Here is an 18,828-nt window from a genome sequence, read left to right on the forward strand (position 1 = left end):
CTTTAGTATTCAATATTGACACTTTACGGGATAGTGTCCTTTAAAAAAGCCAATGAAGTATAATTTATTGGCTTTTTTACTAAAGGAACTTATGTTAAGCAGTATTTAACTTCATATTAATCGCTATTTAAGAGTTTTTTAATTGGAAAAGTTTGTTTTGTACAAAACAAACTAACCGTATGAGGCAATCACATGTTTTTTTAAGAAATATCATCTTTATTTTCATTTTTTCTCAAACCCATTCCCTCGTTTCTCAAAATTTTCAAGACAGTAGTTTGCCTCTAAAACAAAGAGTGCAGTTACTAATTAACGAATTAACCTTAGAGGAGAAAGTTTCTCTTATGGTAAATAAAGCAGCAGCTATTGATAGGTTGAATATTCCTGAATATAACTGGTGGAATGAAGGGTTACATGGTGTCGCTAGATCGGTGCCTGCAACTGTTTTTCCTCAAGCCATTGGTATGGCTGCTACTTTTAATCCCAATTTAGTATATAGAGTAGCTACGGCAATTTCAGATGAAGGTCGTGCTATTTATAATCATGCGCAAAGTAAAGGGGTTTATAGATGGTATACTGGACTAACATTTTGGTCTCCTAATGTTAATATTTTTAGAGATCCGCGCTGGGGTAGAGGTCATGAAACTTACGGAGAAGATCCATTTCTTTCTGGCGCTTTAGGTAAAGCCTTTGTACAAGGCATGCAAGGTAATGATAAGAACCATTTAAAAGTAGCGGCTTGTGCAAAGCACTTTATGGTTCATAATGGTCCTGAAGGGAATCGGTTTACTTTTAATTCTGAAACCAATAAAAAAGACTTATACGAAACCTATTTGCCTGCTTTTCAAGATTTAATTGATACTGGAGTTGCTGGGGTCATGTGTGCTTACAATAAGTATAATACAGAATCTTGTTGCGGTAGCTCTAATATTTTGTCTGATGTGTTGAGAAAAGAAATGGGATTTGATGGTTATATTGTTTCTGATTGTGGAGCTATTAATAACCTGCATGATACCCATAAAGTTACCAGAACACCAGAAGAATCAGCCGCCTTAGGCGTGTTGTCTGGTGTAAATGTGAATTGTGGCCAGGTATATTCTTTATTGTTAAAGTCCATAGAACTAGGCCTTTTAACTGAAAAAGATGTAAACAAAGCGTTGTCTAAGCAATTAGAAATACGTTTTAAGCTAGGAATGTTTGACCTAGTACCTATAAATCCATACACTACCATTTCAATAGATAAAATTAATAATCAAGCACATGTTGCTTTGGCAAGAGAAGTTGCCCAAAAATCTATGGTGTTGTTAAAAAACAGTAATAACATCTTACCTCTAAAAAAAGGAATTGGACAAATCTATGTTACAGGTAATAATGCTGCCGATGTTAATGTGTTATTAGGCAATTATTATGGTGTTAGTAAAAATATGGTGACTGTTTTAGAAGGAATTGCCAGTACTGTTTCTAAAACAACTATAGTACAATACAATCAAGGTTTTTTAGTGCAACAAGATGTAAAGGGTATGAAAACTGGCCAATCAGGGAATGCCGCCAACGCCGATGCTACCATTGCAGTTATTGGGTTAAATCCATTATTTGAAGGCGAAAATGGGGACACGCCTTTTTCAATAACAGGTGGAGATAGAAAAACCATTGAGTTGCCAGAAAATCAATTGATCTATTTAAAGAAATTAAAAGAGCAAATAAGTGATAAGCCTCTAATAGTAGTGGTTTGCTCGGGTAGCGCTATTGCCATGCCAGAGGTTCATGATATTGCAGATGCCATTGTTTGGGCATGGTATCCGGGGGAACAGGGCGGTCAAGCTGTAGCCGATGTTTTATTCGGAAATTATTCGCCTTCAGGAAAATTGCCCATTACTATATATAAAGCTACAAGTCAGCTAGGTGATTTTGAAGATTATAGTATTTCTGAAAGTAAAAAAACATACCGTTATTTTGAAGATAGTCCATTGTATCCTTTTGGCTTCGGACTAAGTTATCAACCACTAGATTTTAAGCTTGAAGGAACGTCGAAGTTGTCAATGAAATCAAAAGACACCTTAAACATTAAAATAAAAGTAAGAAATCTAGCCGATTTTGAGCAAAATGAAGTGATTCAACTATATGTAAGCAAAACAGATTTAAGTTACCCTACACCTTTATTTGCATTAAAAAACATTCAAAATGTAACACTAAAAGCTGGTCAATCAAAAAGATTAACTTTTAAATTATGCAAAACACACTTGCAACAAATCAACGATAAAGGCGAAAAAGAATTACCAAAAGGAGTGTATAAAATATGTATAGGAACCACATCACCAGCAGCTAGAAATATTGAACTGGGTGCTCAGATGCCTATTGAATTAACTATTAAATTGAAATAATAATGTTCAAGAAATATTACCCAATACTCTTGCCGTTTCTCGTAGGCTTTGTGTTTTTTTCATGCTTGGAAAAAGCACGAAGCAAAGTTATAGACATGCAACCTATAGATTTGACTTTACTTTCAGAAACAGGTATTATAACAAAGCAATTGAAAAATGCAACTCCCCTAAATGGTTGCATTCGTAAATACCGTTTGCAATTACCAGAGTTTGAAAAAGGCGTTATTAATGAAGCTAATATTTCTGGCTGGGTGTCAGGTTACCTTACAAGACCCACAACATTTACAAGTTTAGAGAGGTTTGAAAAACAAATTGAAAATACTATTCAAGACAAACGATTTGAGCATGCTTTTAACTGCGGTTATTATTTGTTATTGAAGCTGAAAAATGGTGAGTATTTGTCCATTCTACCACTAGTATCAAAAAATGTGATGTCATACGTATCATTAAATGGAGGACAATCTAGTGTTAAGTTATGTACTTTTGGAACCGATTCTTTTACTGGAGAAGCTCCTTTGTTCGCCTATAGCTATGCAAAAGACCCTTATACGGCTACTCAAAAATGTTGGGAACAAGCTATTAATTCAAAGTTTTGTAAAGATAACATACAGTGGCGTTCTAAAAAAGAGTATCCAGAGTTATACAACTATTTAGGCTGGTGTACTTGGGAGTCGTTTGGAGGTGATATTACTGAAGAAAACGTTAGTCAAAGCATAAAAGAAATTAAAGAAAACCCTGTGCCAGTGCGTTGGGTGATTATTGATGATGGTTATTTAGATGTAGAGGTGCCGAAAAATGGTTGGAAAAATCAACTGCTAAGTTTCGGTGTAAATAACAAGTTTCCTAATGGATGGAGACCTATAACCGCCTTGAAAAATGAGAATACCGTAAAATGGATGGGCATTTGGCGAAACATGAGTGGTGGTATGGGAGGTGTAAGTCGCAATCATACCATGGCTAATTTAAAAGAGCATTTAATGCCGTGGACAGCTTATAGGTTAGAAAGACCTGGTGGTAATGTGGAAATAGAAACGAATATGATTATTAGGCCTGATTATAAATCTTCTGAAGCATTCTATAATGAAATGATAAGAAATAGTATTAATGGAGGGTTTGATTTTGTAAAGGTAGATTTTCAAACCTATAATTTCTGGATGAACTATGGCTCTAAAAACGGTGTGAATGCGGCTCATCAAAATAATAAAGCCTTAGAAACGGTATGCTATGAAAATAATGTGGCACTTTTAAACTGTATCTCTCAAAGCAATGTGAATGTTTTTAATACCAAGTACAGTGTTATTTCTCGGGCTAGTGTTGATGTAAAGTTAGATAATGATAACATGTTTAGAACGGTACAGTCTTTCACAAACAACATGTGGTGGGGAGATATTTTAGTAGCCGATTTAGATATGTATCATACTAGTAATCAAAAAACAGCTCAGTATTTAACTATAGCGCGGGCTGTTTCAGGAGGACCAATTTACATTTCAGACCGTCCAATTCACTTCAATAAAAAGCTTATCGATCCCTTAATTTTCAAGGATGGAAAAATAATAAGAACACTTGCGCCTGCTGTGCCTTTAGCTGATAATTTGTTTACAAATTATAAAACGTCTTGTTATCGTGTTATAGCACCTACACGTCATAAAAGTTGTGCTATTGCAGCTTTCAACTTCACCTCAAAAGAAAGTATTGAGGGCACAATTTCAAAAAAAGATTACCAATTCGCAGCAGCTAAAGAACAACCCTATGAAGGACTTTGGCAGTTGCCTCATGAAGGATTAGTTGTATATGATTGGGAGGCTAGAAGAGGAGTGAGGTTAAATGACAGTTATAAATTTTTAGTTAATAACATGAAGGGAAGAATATTCAACCTTTCTCCAATTGAAAATGGCTGGGCCGTTATAGGTTTGATGAATAAATATGTGGGTGGTTGTACCTACACCATAAAGGAGAATACAAAAAACTATTTAAAAATTATTTTAGATGAATCAGGTCCTTTAATTGTATACCACAATTCAAAAACGCCATCAACGAAATTTGGTGAAGTTACAAGTTTAGGAAACGGTTTTTTTAAGGTTGATTTAAAAGAAGGTGATAAAAATCTAAACCTCCAGTTACAATTAAATTAGAACATGAAAAATAACAACAACACTTTATTATCTCTAATGTGTTTTTGTGCTGTCAATAAGTTGCATTATCATTCAATTCAATAAGAAATCAAATTGAACATATAATTCATTGCTGCCCTTAGAAGGGGCTATTTGTCATAATTTACAAAATGACTTAATTAAATTTCAAATTAACTATAAAACTTAAAATATTATACAATGACTAAATTATTTTCGCTTAAAGGGAAAATTCAAAATTATGCGTGGGGAGGCTCTCATTTCATTTCTAATTTACTAGGAGAGGAAACCACAGAAGCAAAATGTGCAGAGTATTGGCTGGGAGCTCATGTTAATGCACCATCTGTATTAATGACCGAGAAAGGAGAGCAAGTATTAAATACTTTTTTGGAAAGTAATTTAACCGAAAAACTTGGACATCAAATTGCAGGAAAATTTGGGCGTTTACCATTTTTATTTAAAGTGCTTGATGTAAAAGAGATGTTGTCTATTCAGGTACATCCAACAAAAACAGAAGCCGAAAAAGGGTTTAAAAAGGAAAATGAGCTAGGAATTCCTATAACCGCTCCTAACAGAAACTATAAAGACGATAACCACAAACCAGAAATTATGGTAGCTTTGAGTGAATTTTGGTTGCTGCATGGCTTCCTGATAAAACACAAGTTAGCAGCTATTCTAAAAAACACACCAGAGTTTCAAGCATTACTTCCTGTTTTTGAAAATAAAGGATACTATGGGTTATACAAAACCGTTATGGAACAGTCTCAAGATGCATGTAATGAAGCGTTGAGGCCCTTAGTTGATAGAATTTTGCCACTTTATAAAGAGGGGGAATTAAGTAAGTGCAGTCCAGATTATTGGGCAGCAAAAGCGGTCGATTCGTCCAACGATGACACCATCCTAGACAAAGGTATTTATTCCATATATTTTTTCAATATCGTAAAAGCCAATCCAGGTGAGGCAGTTTTTCAAGATGCGGGGATACCTCATGCTTACCTAGAGGGGCAAAATATGGAGCTTATGGCGAATTCAGATAATGTGTTGAGGGGAGGATTAACACCTAAATATGTTGATGTGCCAGAATTATTAAAGCATGTGACTTTTGAAGCTACCGTGCCTAATGTTTTGGATGGAGAACTTCAGAGTGATGGTATTGAAAGAATTTACAAGAGTCCAGTACCTGATTTTGAGTTAAGCCAAATAAGTATTAATAGCAATCAGGTGTATCAATCTCTATCAAAAACAGCCGAGGTGCTTATAGTAATTGAAGGTGAAGCACGTTTTATCGAAAACGGCACCACTTTACAACTGTTTAAAGGAGGAGCAGCCTTTGTAGTGGCTAATAGTAATTATAAAATCACCACTACATCAAACGCTAAATTATACAAAGCAACAGCTCCTTAAGTAGGTGTAGAGACTTTATAAAACAAACAAATCAAGTAAATATTAATTCTAACAATAGGAAATGAAAACTAAGCTAAAGCAAATGTCAAGAGGAGTTTTATCCAGTGCATTGTCGTTAATTCTTTTGAGTAATTGTGCAGAAGTGAAAAACGATGATACGCCATGGGTAAATATTTTTGATGGAAAAACATTAAAAGGTTGGACAAAAATTGGAGGTAATGCAGATTATGAAGTAAAAGAGGGAACAATTGTTGGCACCTCTAAAATAGATACACCTAATACATTTTTAAGAACAGATGAGCTTTATGGTGATTTTATTTTAGAATTAGACTATAAAGTAGATCCTAAGTTAAATTCAGGAATTCAAATAAGAAGTAACAGTTTTCCAGATTATAAAAATGGAAGAGTACATGGTTATCAAATAGAAATAGATCCTTCAGAAAGAGCTTGGAGTGCAGGTGTATATGATGAAGGAAGCAGAGGCTGGTTATATACTCTTGATAATAATCCTGAAGCTCAAAAAGCATTTAACCAAAATCAATGGAATCATTACAGAATAGAGGCAATAGGAGATAGTATAAAAACATGGATAAACAGAGTGCCCGCAGCATTTTTGGTAGATGATATGACGGCAAGAGGTTTTATAGGTTTGCAAGTTCATAGTATAGGTGATAATAAAGACAAAGAAGGCACTCAAGTAGCCTGGAAGAACATTAAAATAGTAACAAATAATGTTTCTAAATATGCACAAAAGAGTCCTTTGGATCCATTTGTAGTTGCTAATAACTTAACATTTGAGGAAAAAAAGAATGGTTGGAAAATACTTTGGGATGGTAAAACAACCAAAGGATGGAGAGGTGCTAAAATTGCTGATTTCCCTAAAGGTGGTTGGGAAATTAAAGATGGAGTACTTTCGGTATTAGCATCAGGCGGACATGAGTCTGAAAACGGAGGTGATATTGTTACCAAAGAAAAATTTTCCAATTTTGAATTAAAGGTTGATTTTAAAATAACGGAAGGAGCTAACAGTGGTATTAAGTATTATGTAGACACTGAATTGAATAAAGGGAAAGGCTCTTCAATTGGTTTAGAGTTTCAAATTTTAGATGATGAAAGACATCCTGATGCTAAATTAGGAAATCATGAAGGTAGTAGAACTGTAGCATCTCTTTATGATTTAATTCAAGCAGATACAACAAAAGTTGTAAAGCCTATTGGAGATTGGAATCAAGCATATATTGTCTCTAAAGATAATCATGTTGAGCACTGGTTAAATGGTAAAAAAGTATTAGAATATGAGAGAAAAAGCCCAGAGTATAGAAAGTTAGTAGCAGAAAGTAAATACAAAGTTTGGCCTAATTTTGGAGAAGGAGATCAGGGTAGAATTTTACTTCAAGATCACGGAGACCACGTGTCATTTAGAAATGTTAAAATCCGTCCATTAAACACAAATAAAAATCAATAATGTTATGAGTACAAATAGAAGAAGTTTTATTAAAAAAGCTGCCGCAGGAGTAGCAGGAGTAGCAATAGCAGGTAAATTTGAAAGTCACGCTATGTCAGCAAAAAGTTATTCAAATATTATTGGTGCTAATGATCGTATTAATGTTGCAATACAAGGCTTGGGTAGACGTTGCCCAGCTTATAAAACTCCTATTGTAACAAAGGAGAATAATGTGAAGCTATTGTATTTGTGTGATGTAATGAAAAGCCAAAGGGAGCGTGCAGCTAAAGATTTTGGAAGTGTATTAAACTACAAAGTGGCTTTGGAAAATGATATAAGAAAGGTTTTAGAGGATAAAGATGTTGATGCTGTTTTTATGGCAACTCCAGATCATTGGCATACACCTGGTGCTTGTATGGCAATGCAGGCAGGGAAACACGTATATTTAGAAAAACCATGTTCTCATAATATGTTTGAGAATGAGTTAGTTGTTGCTGCTCAAAAGAAGTATGGAAAGGTTGTGCAAATGGGTAACCAGCAACGTTCGTCTTTAGAGTCTAACACTATCATAAAAGATATTCATGAAGGTATTATAGGAAAAATATATAAAGCTACAGCTTTTTATATCAATAAAAGAGGGCGTGTGCCAAACCAGACTAAAACAGCCCCGCCAGAAGGGTTAGATTGGGATTTATTCCAAGGGCCAGCCCCAAGAAGAGACTATACAGACAATACCTGGAACTATAATTGGCATTGGTATGGTTGGGACTATGGTACTGCAGAGATGGGTAATAATGCAACTCATGAGTTAGATATAGCTCGTTGGGCTTTGGGAGTTAAGTATCCTATGCACGTAAATGTAAGAGCTGGGAAAAATCAATTTTTAGATGATGGTTGGGAAATGTATGATTCTATGGAAGCTCGTTTTACGTTCTCTGACGGACAAGTTATTGAGTGGGATGGACAAAGTAGAAATAATTATAATAAATATGGTAAAGGAAGAGGTACTATTGTTTATGGTTCTGAAGGTTCTGCATTTTTAGATAGAGAAGGGTTTGCATTATATAATCTTGCAGGAGAGTTGATAAGAGATAGTAAATCAGGAGGCTCAGAAGGCGGTATGGCTCTTGGTGGTGGAGGTGATTTGACTACAAGTCATGCAAAAAATTTCTTCCAAACTATAAGAGGAAAAGAAGAGCTGGCATCGCCTATTGCACAAGGGGCACTAAGTCAAGCCTTAACGCATTATGCTAATATTGCATCAAGAATTAATAAGCCTTTCGATGTTGATACAAATTCTGGCAGAATTTTTGATAGAGAAGCTATGGCGTTATGGTCAAGAACTTATGAACCAGGTTGGGAACCAAAACTATAGTAAAGATTCATGAAACGAAGAGATTTTATAGTTAAAAGTGGTTTAGTAACATCAGGTCTTGCAGTAGGTTCTTCTGTTTTATGGGGAGCAACTAATGGCTTTAGAGCCAACAATACTATAAATATAGGTGTTATTGGGACTGGAGATAGAGGTGCAGGACTTACCCCATTTTTAAATGAGATTGAAGGGGTAAATGTTATAGCTTGTTGTGATATCTTACCATTTAGGTTAGAAAATGGATTGAAAAAAGCTGGAGCAAAAGCAAAAGGATATAACGATTATAGAAAACTTTTAGATAATAAAGATATAGATGCTGTTTTGGTTTCAACTCCCTTTAATACGCACTCTAAAATCTCAATCGATGCTTTAGATGCCAATAAACATGTGTATTGTGAAAAAACCATGGCAAAAGGGTTTGAAGCAATTAATGCGCTTGTTAAAAAAGAAGCAACTAGTTCTGTTGTTTTTCAAACAGGACATCAATATCATAGTAGTAGACTTTATTCTCATGTTGTTAACCTGATAAAAGAAGGAAAAATAGGGAAGATTGTTGCTTTTGAATGTCAGTGGAATAGAAACGGAAATTGGCGTAGACCTGTTCCAGATCCATCTTTAGAGCGAGCAATTAATTGGAGAATGTATAGAGAATATTCAGGAGGTTTGGTAGCAGAGTTATGCTCACATCAAATTGATTTTGTGAATTGGGTATTAGGTGAAAATCCAGAGCAGATTCAAGGTGTTGGGGGTATAGATTATTGGAAAGATGGTAGAGAAACCTATGATAATATTCATTTGATATACAAATACCCTAGTGGTGTTAAAGCCACGTTTAGGTGTTTAACATCTAATGCCTTAGGAGACTATCAAATTAAGGTATATGGTGATAAAGGAACCATTTTGATAGATTATGTTAATGCTTGGGTTTATTATGAAAAAGGAATAGAGAAAGAATTAGGTGAAGTAGATGGCGTTTCAGGTGCTACGGTAAATTCTCAAATGCAAGGAAAGGGAATTCCAATTCATATAGAGCATAATGATCCAAGTAAACAAGCTCTAATAGATTTTAGAGACAGTATAGTTAATAATACAGAACCCATATCTAACATTCATACTGGTGCAAATACAGCTAAAGCGGTACAAATGTCTTTAGATGCTATGTATAAGGATGAAATTATTTATTGTGATAAAATAAAAATGTCCTAAATCTGTTGTAATTATATGTTTTTTAAAAAGCGAAACCAGTTAGTATTAATAACTGGTTTTGCTTTTTTTTAGGTCAAAAATGTTAAAAGAGAAAATTAATGTCAGTGTTGTTTTATTTTAATTATTAATTAATTCTTTTTTAACCTGTCAGGTTAGTTTAGCATTCAAATATTCCTGTTTAAAGGATTTGGAACTTATACAATACTAAATTAAAATGATGAGTGTAAATTTTTCAACACGTTCAAGTTTAACGTATTTGATGGTTTTGGCTGTATTTCTAACCTTTTCATCATTCGCTCAAAAAAAGAAAAATCTCTTATTTATTATGACCGATCAGCAGCAATACAAAGCATTAAGTATTGCTGGAAATACGGTGTTACAAACTCCAAATTTAGATCGTTTAGGAAAAAGTGGAGCCTATTTTAAAAACGCATATACACCAATGGCGGTATGTGGTCCTGCTAGATCTGCAATTCTTACAGGAATGACGGTTGAAAGTACTGGGGTTAATACCAATGATAAAACTTATTTTTATGATGAAGAACCTGTAATGACTACGCCAACATTCGACGAGATTTTAACAGAAAATGGCTATCACTGCGAATATTATGGAAAATGGCATGTTATGTCTCATCATGCAGCGATTTATAGAAATCCTAAAAAAGTTGCAAAAAATGGTAAATCTATTTTTGAACATGGAGGGCAAAACCATGTGTATATGGATTATATTAATGAACATTACCCTAAGCAAAAACTAGAGGGAGATGAGTTTTATGACACCTTTACAAAACGTGCTTATGTGCCGGATCCAATAGATAGTTATTATGGTCACTCTTGGGAAGACGTGAAAAAAGATGAGAGAAAAAGACGTGTGCAGCCAGATTTGCATGGAGAATTGAAAATACCAGCAGAGCATAGTTTTACCGCGTTTCAGGCAAAAGAAGCAATAAAAGCAATCAATAGACTAAAAGATACCACTTTTAGTATTACGTTATCTATTCATATGCCGCATGCTCCAATGACACCAACCAAGCCTTATTACGGTATGTATCCGGTTGATGAAATGGTTCCGCCAGCAAGTATACATGACACTATGGAAAACTCACCATACAAACACGCCAACGGAAGAATGGGAATGCCTGAATATTCAGATCCGGAGAAGATAAAGTATATGATTTCCAATTATTACGGTATCATTAAAGAAATTGATGATTGGATAGGGAAAATTTTAAAAACTTTAGATGACAACAATTTAACAGAAAACACCTTAATCATTTTTACAAGTGATCATGGTGAAATGTTAGGCGCTCATGGGCTCAGAGAAAAGAATGTGTTTTACGAAGAATCATCTCACATTCCTTTATTTGTAAGTTTGCCAGGAGAGATAGAAAAAGAAACAGTTGTAGATGGCTATGTGTCAACAATTGATTTGTTTTCTACCATTTTAGATTACCTAAATGTGAAAAAGAAATATCCTTCAGACGGTTCTAGTTTAAGAGATTTAATTGAAGGAAAAGAAACCAGTCACGGTGACTATGTGGTGACAGAATGGGATTATAGAGGACCAGTAGCGCCTAATTATATGATTGTAAAAGATGGCTGGAAACTAATAATTCCATATACTAAAGAGTCTACAGTTATTAATGCTATGTACGATTTAAATACAGATCCGCATGAAATGAATAACCTTATAGGAAACAACCCCGATAAGGCGAAGTATAGAGAAAAAGTAGAAGAATTAAGAGGGTGTTTACTTGAGTGGCTTAAAAAAAATAATTCTGCGAGATATAAGGGGGTGAAAGATAGAGAGTTGATTTAATTAAATTACTTTTATTGATTACAACACAATGGATAAGCTTTTAAAATCCAAAAAAATAGTAATACAAGTACTAACGATTTTTCTGTTAAGTTGTAATGTTTTCTCTTGTAAAAAAGAATTTTTAAAAACAGAAAACAAGCAACCTAATGTTCTTATTTTGTTCTCAGACCAACATAATAAGAATGTTATGGGGTTTGAAGGGCATCCAGATGTTCAAACACCTAATCTAGATAGATTAGCACAACAAGCATTTGTTTTTGATAGAGCTTATTGTGCTACTGGCATATGTGCTCCCTCTAGGTCTGCCCTTATGACGGGTATTTATCCAAGAACTCTTGGTATACTTTCAAACTCAGAAAACACCCAGGTCATGAGAGAGGTTAAGTCAATGGCTACAATTTTAAAAGCAAATGGATATAAAACATATGCTTTTGGGAAACGCCATACAAAAGCTGCGATAGATGAAGGTTGGGATGTTAAGAGAAGTCATCTTTGTGACGAAAGTCGTGAGAACTATGTAACCTGGATAGATAGCTTAGGATATGCGAAGGAATTTGCAAATGATTGGGCGGCTGAATTTGGAAAACCACCTTCATGCTCTATGGCACATGGACTAATTCATACTGCAGATTTGGCAACAAGAATTTCTTCACTACCTGAAGGTTATACAATGGAGGCTTATACAGCTAAAAATACCATTGATGTTATAAAAAAGCATAAAACAACTAAGACACCTTTTTTTTGTTGGGCAACATTTTATAGACCCCATCAACCCTACACGCCTTTAAAAAAGTACATGGATATGTACGATGTGTCTAAATGGGGGGATGGTATTAAAAATGGCTCGTCTATAAAGATACCTGCAAGTTTTTATGAGGCTACAAGTAATTTACCACCGTTTTTGCAAGCACAAAGAAATGGGGGCAATAAGGTTTGGAATATGGATAAAGCAGCTAAAGAAGAACAATTGTGGCGAAACTATATTGGGGCATATTACGCTTTAGTAAGTGAAGTAGATTATTATATAGGCGAGATAATAAATCAATTAGAGAAAGCAGGTTTAAAAGAAGAAACTTTAATTATCTACACAACAGACCATGGTGATTTTGTTGGTAATCATGGAATGGTTGAAAAAGCTGCTATGGGGCATAACGTATATGAAGACATTTTAAATATTCCTCTAATTATAAAATATCCTGGTCAATCTCAAGGAGAAAAGAAATATGAACTTGTTAGTCAAGTAGATATTTTACCTACAGTTTTAGAAATTTTAAATCTTCCTGAGCCAGAACTAAAGCATGATATTCAGGGTATTTCGCTTCATGGTTTAATGCAAAATAAAGAACCTATTAAAAGAGAGTATATAGTTTCAGAAAGTTGGTCACAAGCAGCTATTATAACCAAAAATTATAAGCTTGGTAAAATGCTAGATCCAACTAGTTTTAAAAAACAATTTGATTATAGAGATTATGGAGATATGTTTTTTAATCTTCAAGAAGATAGTTTAGAAGTTCAAAATCAAATTAATAACAAAGAGTACATAGACCAAATTAACAAATTAGAGGCTTACTATGAGGATTTTCAAAAACGCTACCCTGATATTGGTAAACAAGAAATAATTGCTTCTTTAAAAAAGAATAAAAATAAACTTAACTAAGATAAAATATGAAACGAATATTTATAGTGCTATGTGTTTTGGTAATCCAATGGTCTTGGGCTCAAACAATGAAAAGTATTCAAGAATTTGGAGTTAAACCAGAAAATTCAGCGGCGGTTAATAAAATAAATTTACAAAAAGCAATAGATTGGGCTTCACCAAAAGGAGCAGCTTTGTGGATAGAACCTAGTAATGAACCCTATCACATAGATGGAGGAGTTGCTTTAAAAGATAATGTCTCGTTAATAGGCGTACATGGCCCAACTCCAAGAGGTACTATTCACGAAAATTTAAAACAGCCAGTAGGAAGCGTTTTTAAGATAACCGATAAAGATCAGGTTTTTATTACCGTAAAATCTTCAACTCAAATTAAGGGTATTCAGTTTTGGTACCCAGAGCAAACTGTTAATGATCCGTCAGCTATAATAGAATACCCAGCAACAATACAGGTCTCAAAAAACAGTCTCACTCAAGGAGTCTATTTATCCTGTCTTTCTTTTTACGGTGAGTATGTTGCCTTTGATTTTAATGCAAGTAGACAATATCCTTGTGAATTGATGACATTTGAACACTGCTATGGGTTTCCTTTAAGTGGCCAGTTTATAAAAATGAATTACGTATATGATGTGCCACGTATTTTGCATTGCCATGTAAATCCAGCTTCTCAACGTTTTATTGGCGGGCAAATTACAAGAAAAGTAGTGGATGCTGTGATAGCTAAAAAAACTTATGCTTATACCATAAATAATACCGATAATGCACAAATAATAGACTTATTTACGTTTGGTACTTATGGAGGTATTTTACTGGGCGAACAGTCATATGGGCAATTAACTAACTTTAATTTTGACTGTGTTGCGGTGGGTATCTTAAAACAAGGAAGTAATACTAAAAATAGAAATTGGCAAATAGCACAAGGGTCTATTATAGCAAATACAGGAGAGAAAGTTGAGAACATACATCCTATTATTATTGAAGGGCAAGGGCATACCTCATTAACAAATGTTGAAGCGTTTTCTGGAGGGAATAGTGCTTTAACACCAGTAAAAGAACAAATGTCATGGGATTATATGTTAGTAAGAGGGGATAAAAAACTAACAGTTTCTGTTTTTGGAGCAAGAATGAGAAACTATATGAGTAAAGAGCCAGTTACTATTGAAAATGAAAAGGCTACTTTACAATTCTCAGTATGTATCGATAAAAATGAACAATTTTATAACAAAATAATAGATTAAAATTTTTTTAATGAAACTGAAGATAATAGCCGCCATTTGCATGGCATTCTTTTTACACTCATGTAAACAAACCGTTGTTTCTTATTGCAGTTCTAACGAAGAGAAAGCGTTGGTAGAGTATGTAAATCCATTAATGGGAACCGATTCAAAATTTAGTCTATCAAATGGAAATACATACCCAGCCATAGCAACACCATGGGGGATGAATTTCTGGACACCTATGACTTCTAAAATGGGTGATGGATGGACCTATAAATACAATGAAAATAAAATAAGAGGAATTAAGCAAACACATCAGCCTAGTCCTTGGATTAATGATTATGCAGCTTTTTCTTTAATGGCTGTAACTGGCGATTTAAAATTTCATGAGAATGAGCGCGCATCTTGGTTTTCTCATAAAGCAGAAACGGTAAAACCATATCATTATAAAACGTATTTAGCAGATTATGATGTGGTAGCTGAAGTGGCACCAACAGAACGAGCTGCTCATTTTAAATTTACGTTTCCAGATGGTGAGACTTCTTATATTTTAGTAGATGGCTTTTTTCAAGGATCTATGGTAAAAATTATACCTGAAGAACGAAAAATTATTGGGTATTGTAGAAATAATAGCGGTGGAGTTCCAGAGAATTTTCATAATTACTTTGTAGTAACTTTTGATAAGGACTTTGAAATAACACATACCTGGGCAGATAATTGGACCTTACTAGAGAATAGTCTAACAAGTGAAGGAGAACATGTAGGTGCTATTATTGGTTTTAAAACCACTAGAGGAGAAGAAGTACATGCCAAGGTTGCTTCCTCTTTTATAAGTTTAGATCAGGCGACTTTAAACCTTTCAAGAGAAATAGGTAATGATGATTTTGAAGTAACAAAAGAAAAAGCCAAAAATGCTTGGGAAAAAGAGTTGAATAGAATAAAAGTTGAAGACGCAAACACAGATAATTTAAAAACGTTTTATTCATGTTTATATAGGGTATTGCTTTTCCCAAGAAAATTTTATGAATTTGATGCTAATAATGATATAGTGCATTATAGCCCATATAATGGAAAAGTATTACCAGGTTACATGTTTACAGATAATGGTTTTTGGGACACTTTTAGGGCAGTATTTCCATTTTTTAATCTAATGTATCCAGAACTTAATGCCAATATTATGGAGGGTTTAGCCAATACATATAAAGAATCTGGTTGGTTACCAGAATGGGCAAGCCCTGGACATAGAAACTGTATGATAGGGTCAAACTCCGCACCAATTGTAGTAGATGCGTTTCTAAAAGGAAACATTAAAGATGATGAGGTGATAAATACGTTGTTTGAGGCAATGCTTAAAAATGCAAATGTAAATGAAGGAAGACCTCATCCATCTGTTGGGAGAGAAGGTGTAGACTACTATAATGAATTAGGATATGTGCCTTACAATGTTGGTATAAAAGAAAATACAGCAAGAACTTTAGAGTATGCTTATGCCGATTTTACTATTGCAAAAATGGCAGAAAAGCTTGGTAAAGATGATCTAGCCAAACGTTTTTATAAGCAATCCTATAATTATAAAAATGTGTTTGATACTGAATCCAATTTAATGCGTGGTAAAAATGAAGACGGTAGTTTTCAGTCGCCGTTTAATCCGCTAAAATGGGGTGACGCTTTTACTGAAGGCAATAGTTTGCATTATACTTGGTCTGTTTTTCATGATGTGCAGGGTTTAATTGATTTAATGGGAGGAAAAGAGCCTTTTGTAAAACAATTAGATGCAGTATTTACAATGCCTCCAGATTTTGATGATTCTTATTATGGACAAACCATTCATGAAATTAGAGAAATGCAGATTGTGAATATGGGTAATTATGCACACGGTAATCAACCTATTCAACACATGATTTATCTATACAATTATGCAGGGATGCCTTATAAAGCTCAAGGGCGAGTACGTGAAGTGCTTAACAAGCTATACGCGGCAACCCCAGATGGGTATTGTGGCGATGAAGATAATGGACAAACATCTGCCTGGTATGTATTTAGTGCTTTAGGTTTTTATCCTGTTACTCCTGGGGTTGATGAATATGTTATTGGTAGTCCTTTGTTTGATAGAGCTACATTAACACTTGATAACGGAAATACTTTTATAATAACTTCAGAAAATAATAGAGAAAATAATGTTTATATAAACTCTGCTAGTTTAAAAGGTAAACCATTTAACAATAATTTCATTAAGTTTGAAGAGATTCAAGAGGGAGGAACTTTGCACTTTACTCTTACAGACATACCTAATAAAAGTTGGGGGAGTAAAGATGAAGAATTACCTTATTCTTTTAGTAAGCATCAATGAAAAGTACAATTTTTATTTTCTCATGTCTGGCTGTTTTTTTTTGTAATTCGAAGGGGCAAACTCAGTCGAAATTTTATCAAGAGATGGAGGTAAATAATCAGCAGGGTAACCCTTTTTTTGTATATAATTTTGGAGGCTTAGAGTTATTAGAATCTAAAGCACAAATAGAGAAGCTTAAAACATATGGCTATGATGGTATTTCATTAAGAATGGCAAAGGCAGAGCATGTAAAACAATTACCTGAGTTTATTGCATACGCCAATAAAATTAAAGAATTTAAAATATATTCTGTTTTTATAAGATATAATTTTGCCGATAATGAAATTGATAGAACAAGGTGGCAACGCGTTGTTGATATAATTAAGAATCAAGGAATAGACTTATGGGTGATTTTTGGAAAAAAAGAACCAGGCGTTGATGATGAACATGTAGAAGGTGTTTTAAAAAATATGGTAAATTACGCTGCAAATAGAAATGTGTCTGTAACCTTATATCCTCATAGTTGGTGTTATTTTTACACAGCAGAACAATCATTGCCCATGGTGAAAAAAATAAATCATCCTAATTTAAAATTAGCTGTCCATACTTGTCATGAATTAAAAGCAGGAAATGGGAATAGGTTAGCTGAAGTAGTAGAGAATGTAAAAGATTATATTAGTTTTGTTACAATAGCTGGTGCTCAGGCAAAAGTTGATATGTCAAGTAGAAGGTCTATGGATCAAGGTACCATAATGCCACTTGAAGATGGGACTTTTGATTATAGTCATTTCTTAAAGGCTTTAAATGAAGTAAATTATAGAGGACCTATTGGGTATATTAATTTTGGCTTTGATAAAGAACCAGATATTTATTTACCTTTATCTATGCAAAAGTGGCAACAATTAAAAACTAATTATTTATCCGAATAATATGAAAACAATTTTTATTTCAGTTTTTGTATTTATAATATTTTTTTCAAGTTCTTTTTCTCAAAAAAAAGTACAGGTTTATGATGCACCAGATCAAGCTGTTTGGCATGAAAAATCAAGAACATGGTTTGTATCAAATTTGGGAGGAGGAATTTCACTAGAGAAAGATGCTAATGGCTGGGTTACTAGAACTGATGAATTTGGAAATGTGATAGCCCCCTTTTGGATAGGTAAAGAAGAAGGTATGCATGCCCCTTCTGGCATGGTGGCTACAAAGAAGTTTTTGTATGTGGTAGATAGGGAAGGAGTGTTTGAAATTAACATTAAAAATGAAAAGGTAGAAACATTTTACCCCATTCCAGAAGGTGAATTTTTAAATGATGTCGCTATTTCAGAAAGTGGAGACCTTTATATATCTGATTTTTTTGGTAATAAAATCTTCAAGATTGATGCTGTTACTAAAAAAGTTAACATTTGGTTAGAGTCCGACAGACTAGAAGCTCCTGACGGCTTATACATGGAAAAAGATAAATTGATAGTAGCTTCTTGGGGAGTATTGTTAAAACCGAGTTCTTTTGAGACTTCTAAGTTAGGCGATCTTTTAAGCATTGATTTAGAGACTAAAAACATTCAGCCTATAGCTACAGAAGCAGGAAATCTTGAAGGAATAACTAAAATTAAAAATAATTATTACATTACTGATTGGGCTGCAGGAAAATTACTTAAAATTGATCCTAAAAAACAACAGGTGGAAATAATAATGACAGGATTGAAATATCCAACAGACCCAAACTACTCAAAAAAACTCAATATTTTAGCTTTCCCACAGCATGGTACAAATCAAGTGCTATTTATAAAATTAAACTAATAAGTTTGAGTGATTATTTTACAAATAAGCTTTTAAATTAGAAAAAAAATGTTATTAATTAGATATTAATCTAAAATTA

At 33.9% G+C, this 18,828-nt stretch carries 12 protein-coding genes; all 12 read left to right on the top strand.

The window, feature by feature from the left end; translation table 11 throughout:
* Positions 1 to 179 precede the first annotated feature (179 nt).
* The gene (locus KFZ70_RS12590; RefSeq protein ID WP_139696150.1) at positions 180 to 2,378 is read left to right on the top strand and encodes a glycoside hydrolase family 3 C-terminal domain-containing protein; all 2,199 of its coding nucleotides are present in this window, start codon (positions 180 to 182) and stop codon (positions 2,376 to 2,378) included.
* Positions 2,379 to 2,473: 95 nt separating this feature from the next.
* Complete coding sequence (locus KFZ70_RS12595) at positions 2,474 to 4,510, top strand: Sip1-related alpha-galactosidase (RefSeq protein ID WP_158293191.1); 2,037 nt, start codon at positions 2,474 to 2,476, stop codon at positions 4,508 to 4,510.
* A 198-nt stretch (positions 4,511 to 4,708) separates the two neighbouring features.
* Complete coding sequence (gene manA / locus KFZ70_RS12600; RefSeq protein ID WP_139696146.1) at positions 4,709 to 5,911, top strand: mannose-6-phosphate isomerase, class I; 1,203 nt, start codon at positions 4,709 to 4,711, stop codon at positions 5,909 to 5,911.
* A gap of 61 nt (positions 5,912 to 5,972) precedes the next feature.
* On the top strand, positions 5,973 to 7,376 hold the full coding sequence (locus tag KFZ70_RS12605; RefSeq protein ID WP_233244024.1) for a DUF1080 domain-containing protein: 1,404 nt from the start codon (positions 5,973 to 5,975) through the stop codon (positions 7,374 to 7,376).
* A gap of 4 nt (positions 7,377 to 7,380) precedes the next feature.
* On the top strand, positions 7,381 to 8,730 hold the full coding sequence (locus KFZ70_RS12610; RefSeq protein ID WP_139696144.1) for a Gfo/Idh/MocA family protein: 1,350 nt from the start codon (positions 7,381 to 7,383) through the stop codon (positions 8,728 to 8,730).
* A 9-nt stretch (positions 8,731 to 8,739) separates the two neighbouring features.
* The gene (locus tag KFZ70_RS12615; RefSeq protein WP_139696142.1) at positions 8,740 to 9,933 is read left to right on the top strand and encodes a Gfo/Idh/MocA family protein; all 1,194 of its coding nucleotides are present in this window, start codon (positions 8,740 to 8,742) and stop codon (positions 9,931 to 9,933) included.
* A 214-nt stretch (positions 9,934 to 10,147) separates the two neighbouring features.
* Positions 10,148 to 11,752 (top strand): sulfatase-like hydrolase/transferase, encoded by a 1,605-nt coding sequence (locus KFZ70_RS12620; protein ID WP_139696140.1) that lies wholly within the window; start codon positions 10,148 to 10,150, stop codon positions 11,750 to 11,752.
* A 28-nt stretch (positions 11,753 to 11,780) separates the two neighbouring features.
* Complete coding sequence (locus KFZ70_RS12625; protein ID WP_139696138.1) at positions 11,781 to 13,409, top strand: sulfatase; 1,629 nt, start codon at positions 11,781 to 11,783, stop codon at positions 13,407 to 13,409.
* Between the two features lie 8 nt (positions 13,410 to 13,417).
* A complete protein-coding gene (locus KFZ70_RS12630) occupies positions 13,418 to 14,644 on the top strand; it encodes a hypothetical protein (RefSeq protein WP_139696135.1) in 1,227 nt (408 codons plus the stop codon).
* A 10-nt stretch (positions 14,645 to 14,654) separates the two neighbouring features.
* Positions 14,655 to 16,973 (top strand): GH92 family glycosyl hydrolase, encoded by a 2,319-nt coding sequence (locus tag KFZ70_RS12635; RefSeq protein ID WP_139696132.1) that lies wholly within the window; start codon positions 14,655 to 14,657, stop codon positions 16,971 to 16,973.
* Positions 16,974 to 17,056: 83 nt separating this feature from the next.
* A complete protein-coding gene (locus KFZ70_RS12640; RefSeq protein ID WP_158293190.1) occupies positions 17,057 to 17,881 on the top strand; it encodes a TIM barrel protein in 825 nt (274 codons plus the stop codon).
* Between the two features lies 1 nt (position 17,882).
* A complete protein-coding gene (locus tag KFZ70_RS12645; RefSeq protein ID WP_139696127.1) occupies positions 17,883 to 18,749 on the top strand; it encodes a hypothetical protein in 867 nt (288 codons plus the stop codon).
* The last annotated feature ends 79 nt before the right edge of the window (positions 18,750 to 18,828 follow it).

This window comes from Allotamlana fucoidanivorans (genome assembly GCF_045788535.1).
GTDB lineage: Bacteria > Bacteroidota > Bacteroidia > Flavobacteriales > Flavobacteriaceae > Allotamlana > Allotamlana fucoidanivorans.

Coding starts and splice junctions, on each gene's coding strand:
- KFZ70_RS12635 (WP_139696132.1), top strand. CDS start 14,655: ATGAAACTGAAGATAATAGCCGCCATTTGCATGGCATTCTTTTTACAC.
- KFZ70_RS12610 (WP_139696144.1), top strand. CDS start 7,381: ATGAGTACAAATAGAAGAAGTTTTATTAAAAAAGCTGCCGCAGGAGTA.
- KFZ70_RS12605 (WP_233244024.1), top strand. CDS start 5,973: ATGAAAACTAAGCTAAAGCAAATGTCAAGAGGAGTTTTATCCAGTGCA.
- KFZ70_RS12620 (WP_139696140.1), top strand. CDS start 10,148: ATGATGAGTGTAAATTTTTCAACACGTTCAAGTTTAACGTATTTGATG.
- KFZ70_RS12615 (WP_139696142.1), top strand. CDS start 8,740: ATGAAACGAAGAGATTTTATAGTTAAAAGTGGTTTAGTAACATCAGGT.
- manA (WP_139696146.1), top strand. CDS start 4,709: ATGACTAAATTATTTTCGCTTAAAGGGAAAATTCAAAATTATGCGTGG.
- KFZ70_RS12630 (WP_139696135.1), top strand. CDS start 13,418: ATGAAACGAATATTTATAGTGCTATGTGTTTTGGTAATCCAATGGTCT.
- KFZ70_RS12645 (WP_139696127.1), top strand. CDS start 17,883: ATGAAAACAATTTTTATTTCAGTTTTTGTATTTATAATATTTTTTTCA.
- KFZ70_RS12595 (WP_158293191.1), top strand. CDS start 2,474: ATGCAACCTATAGATTTGACTTTACTTTCAGAAACAGGTATTATAACA.
- KFZ70_RS12625 (WP_139696138.1), top strand. CDS start 11,781: ATGGATAAGCTTTTAAAATCCAAAAAAATAGTAATACAAGTACTAACG.
- KFZ70_RS12590 (WP_139696150.1), top strand. CDS start 180: ATGAGGCAATCACATGTTTTTTTAAGAAATATCATCTTTATTTTCATT.
- KFZ70_RS12640 (WP_158293190.1), top strand. CDS start 17,057: ATGGAGGTAAATAATCAGCAGGGTAACCCTTTTTTTGTATATAATTTT.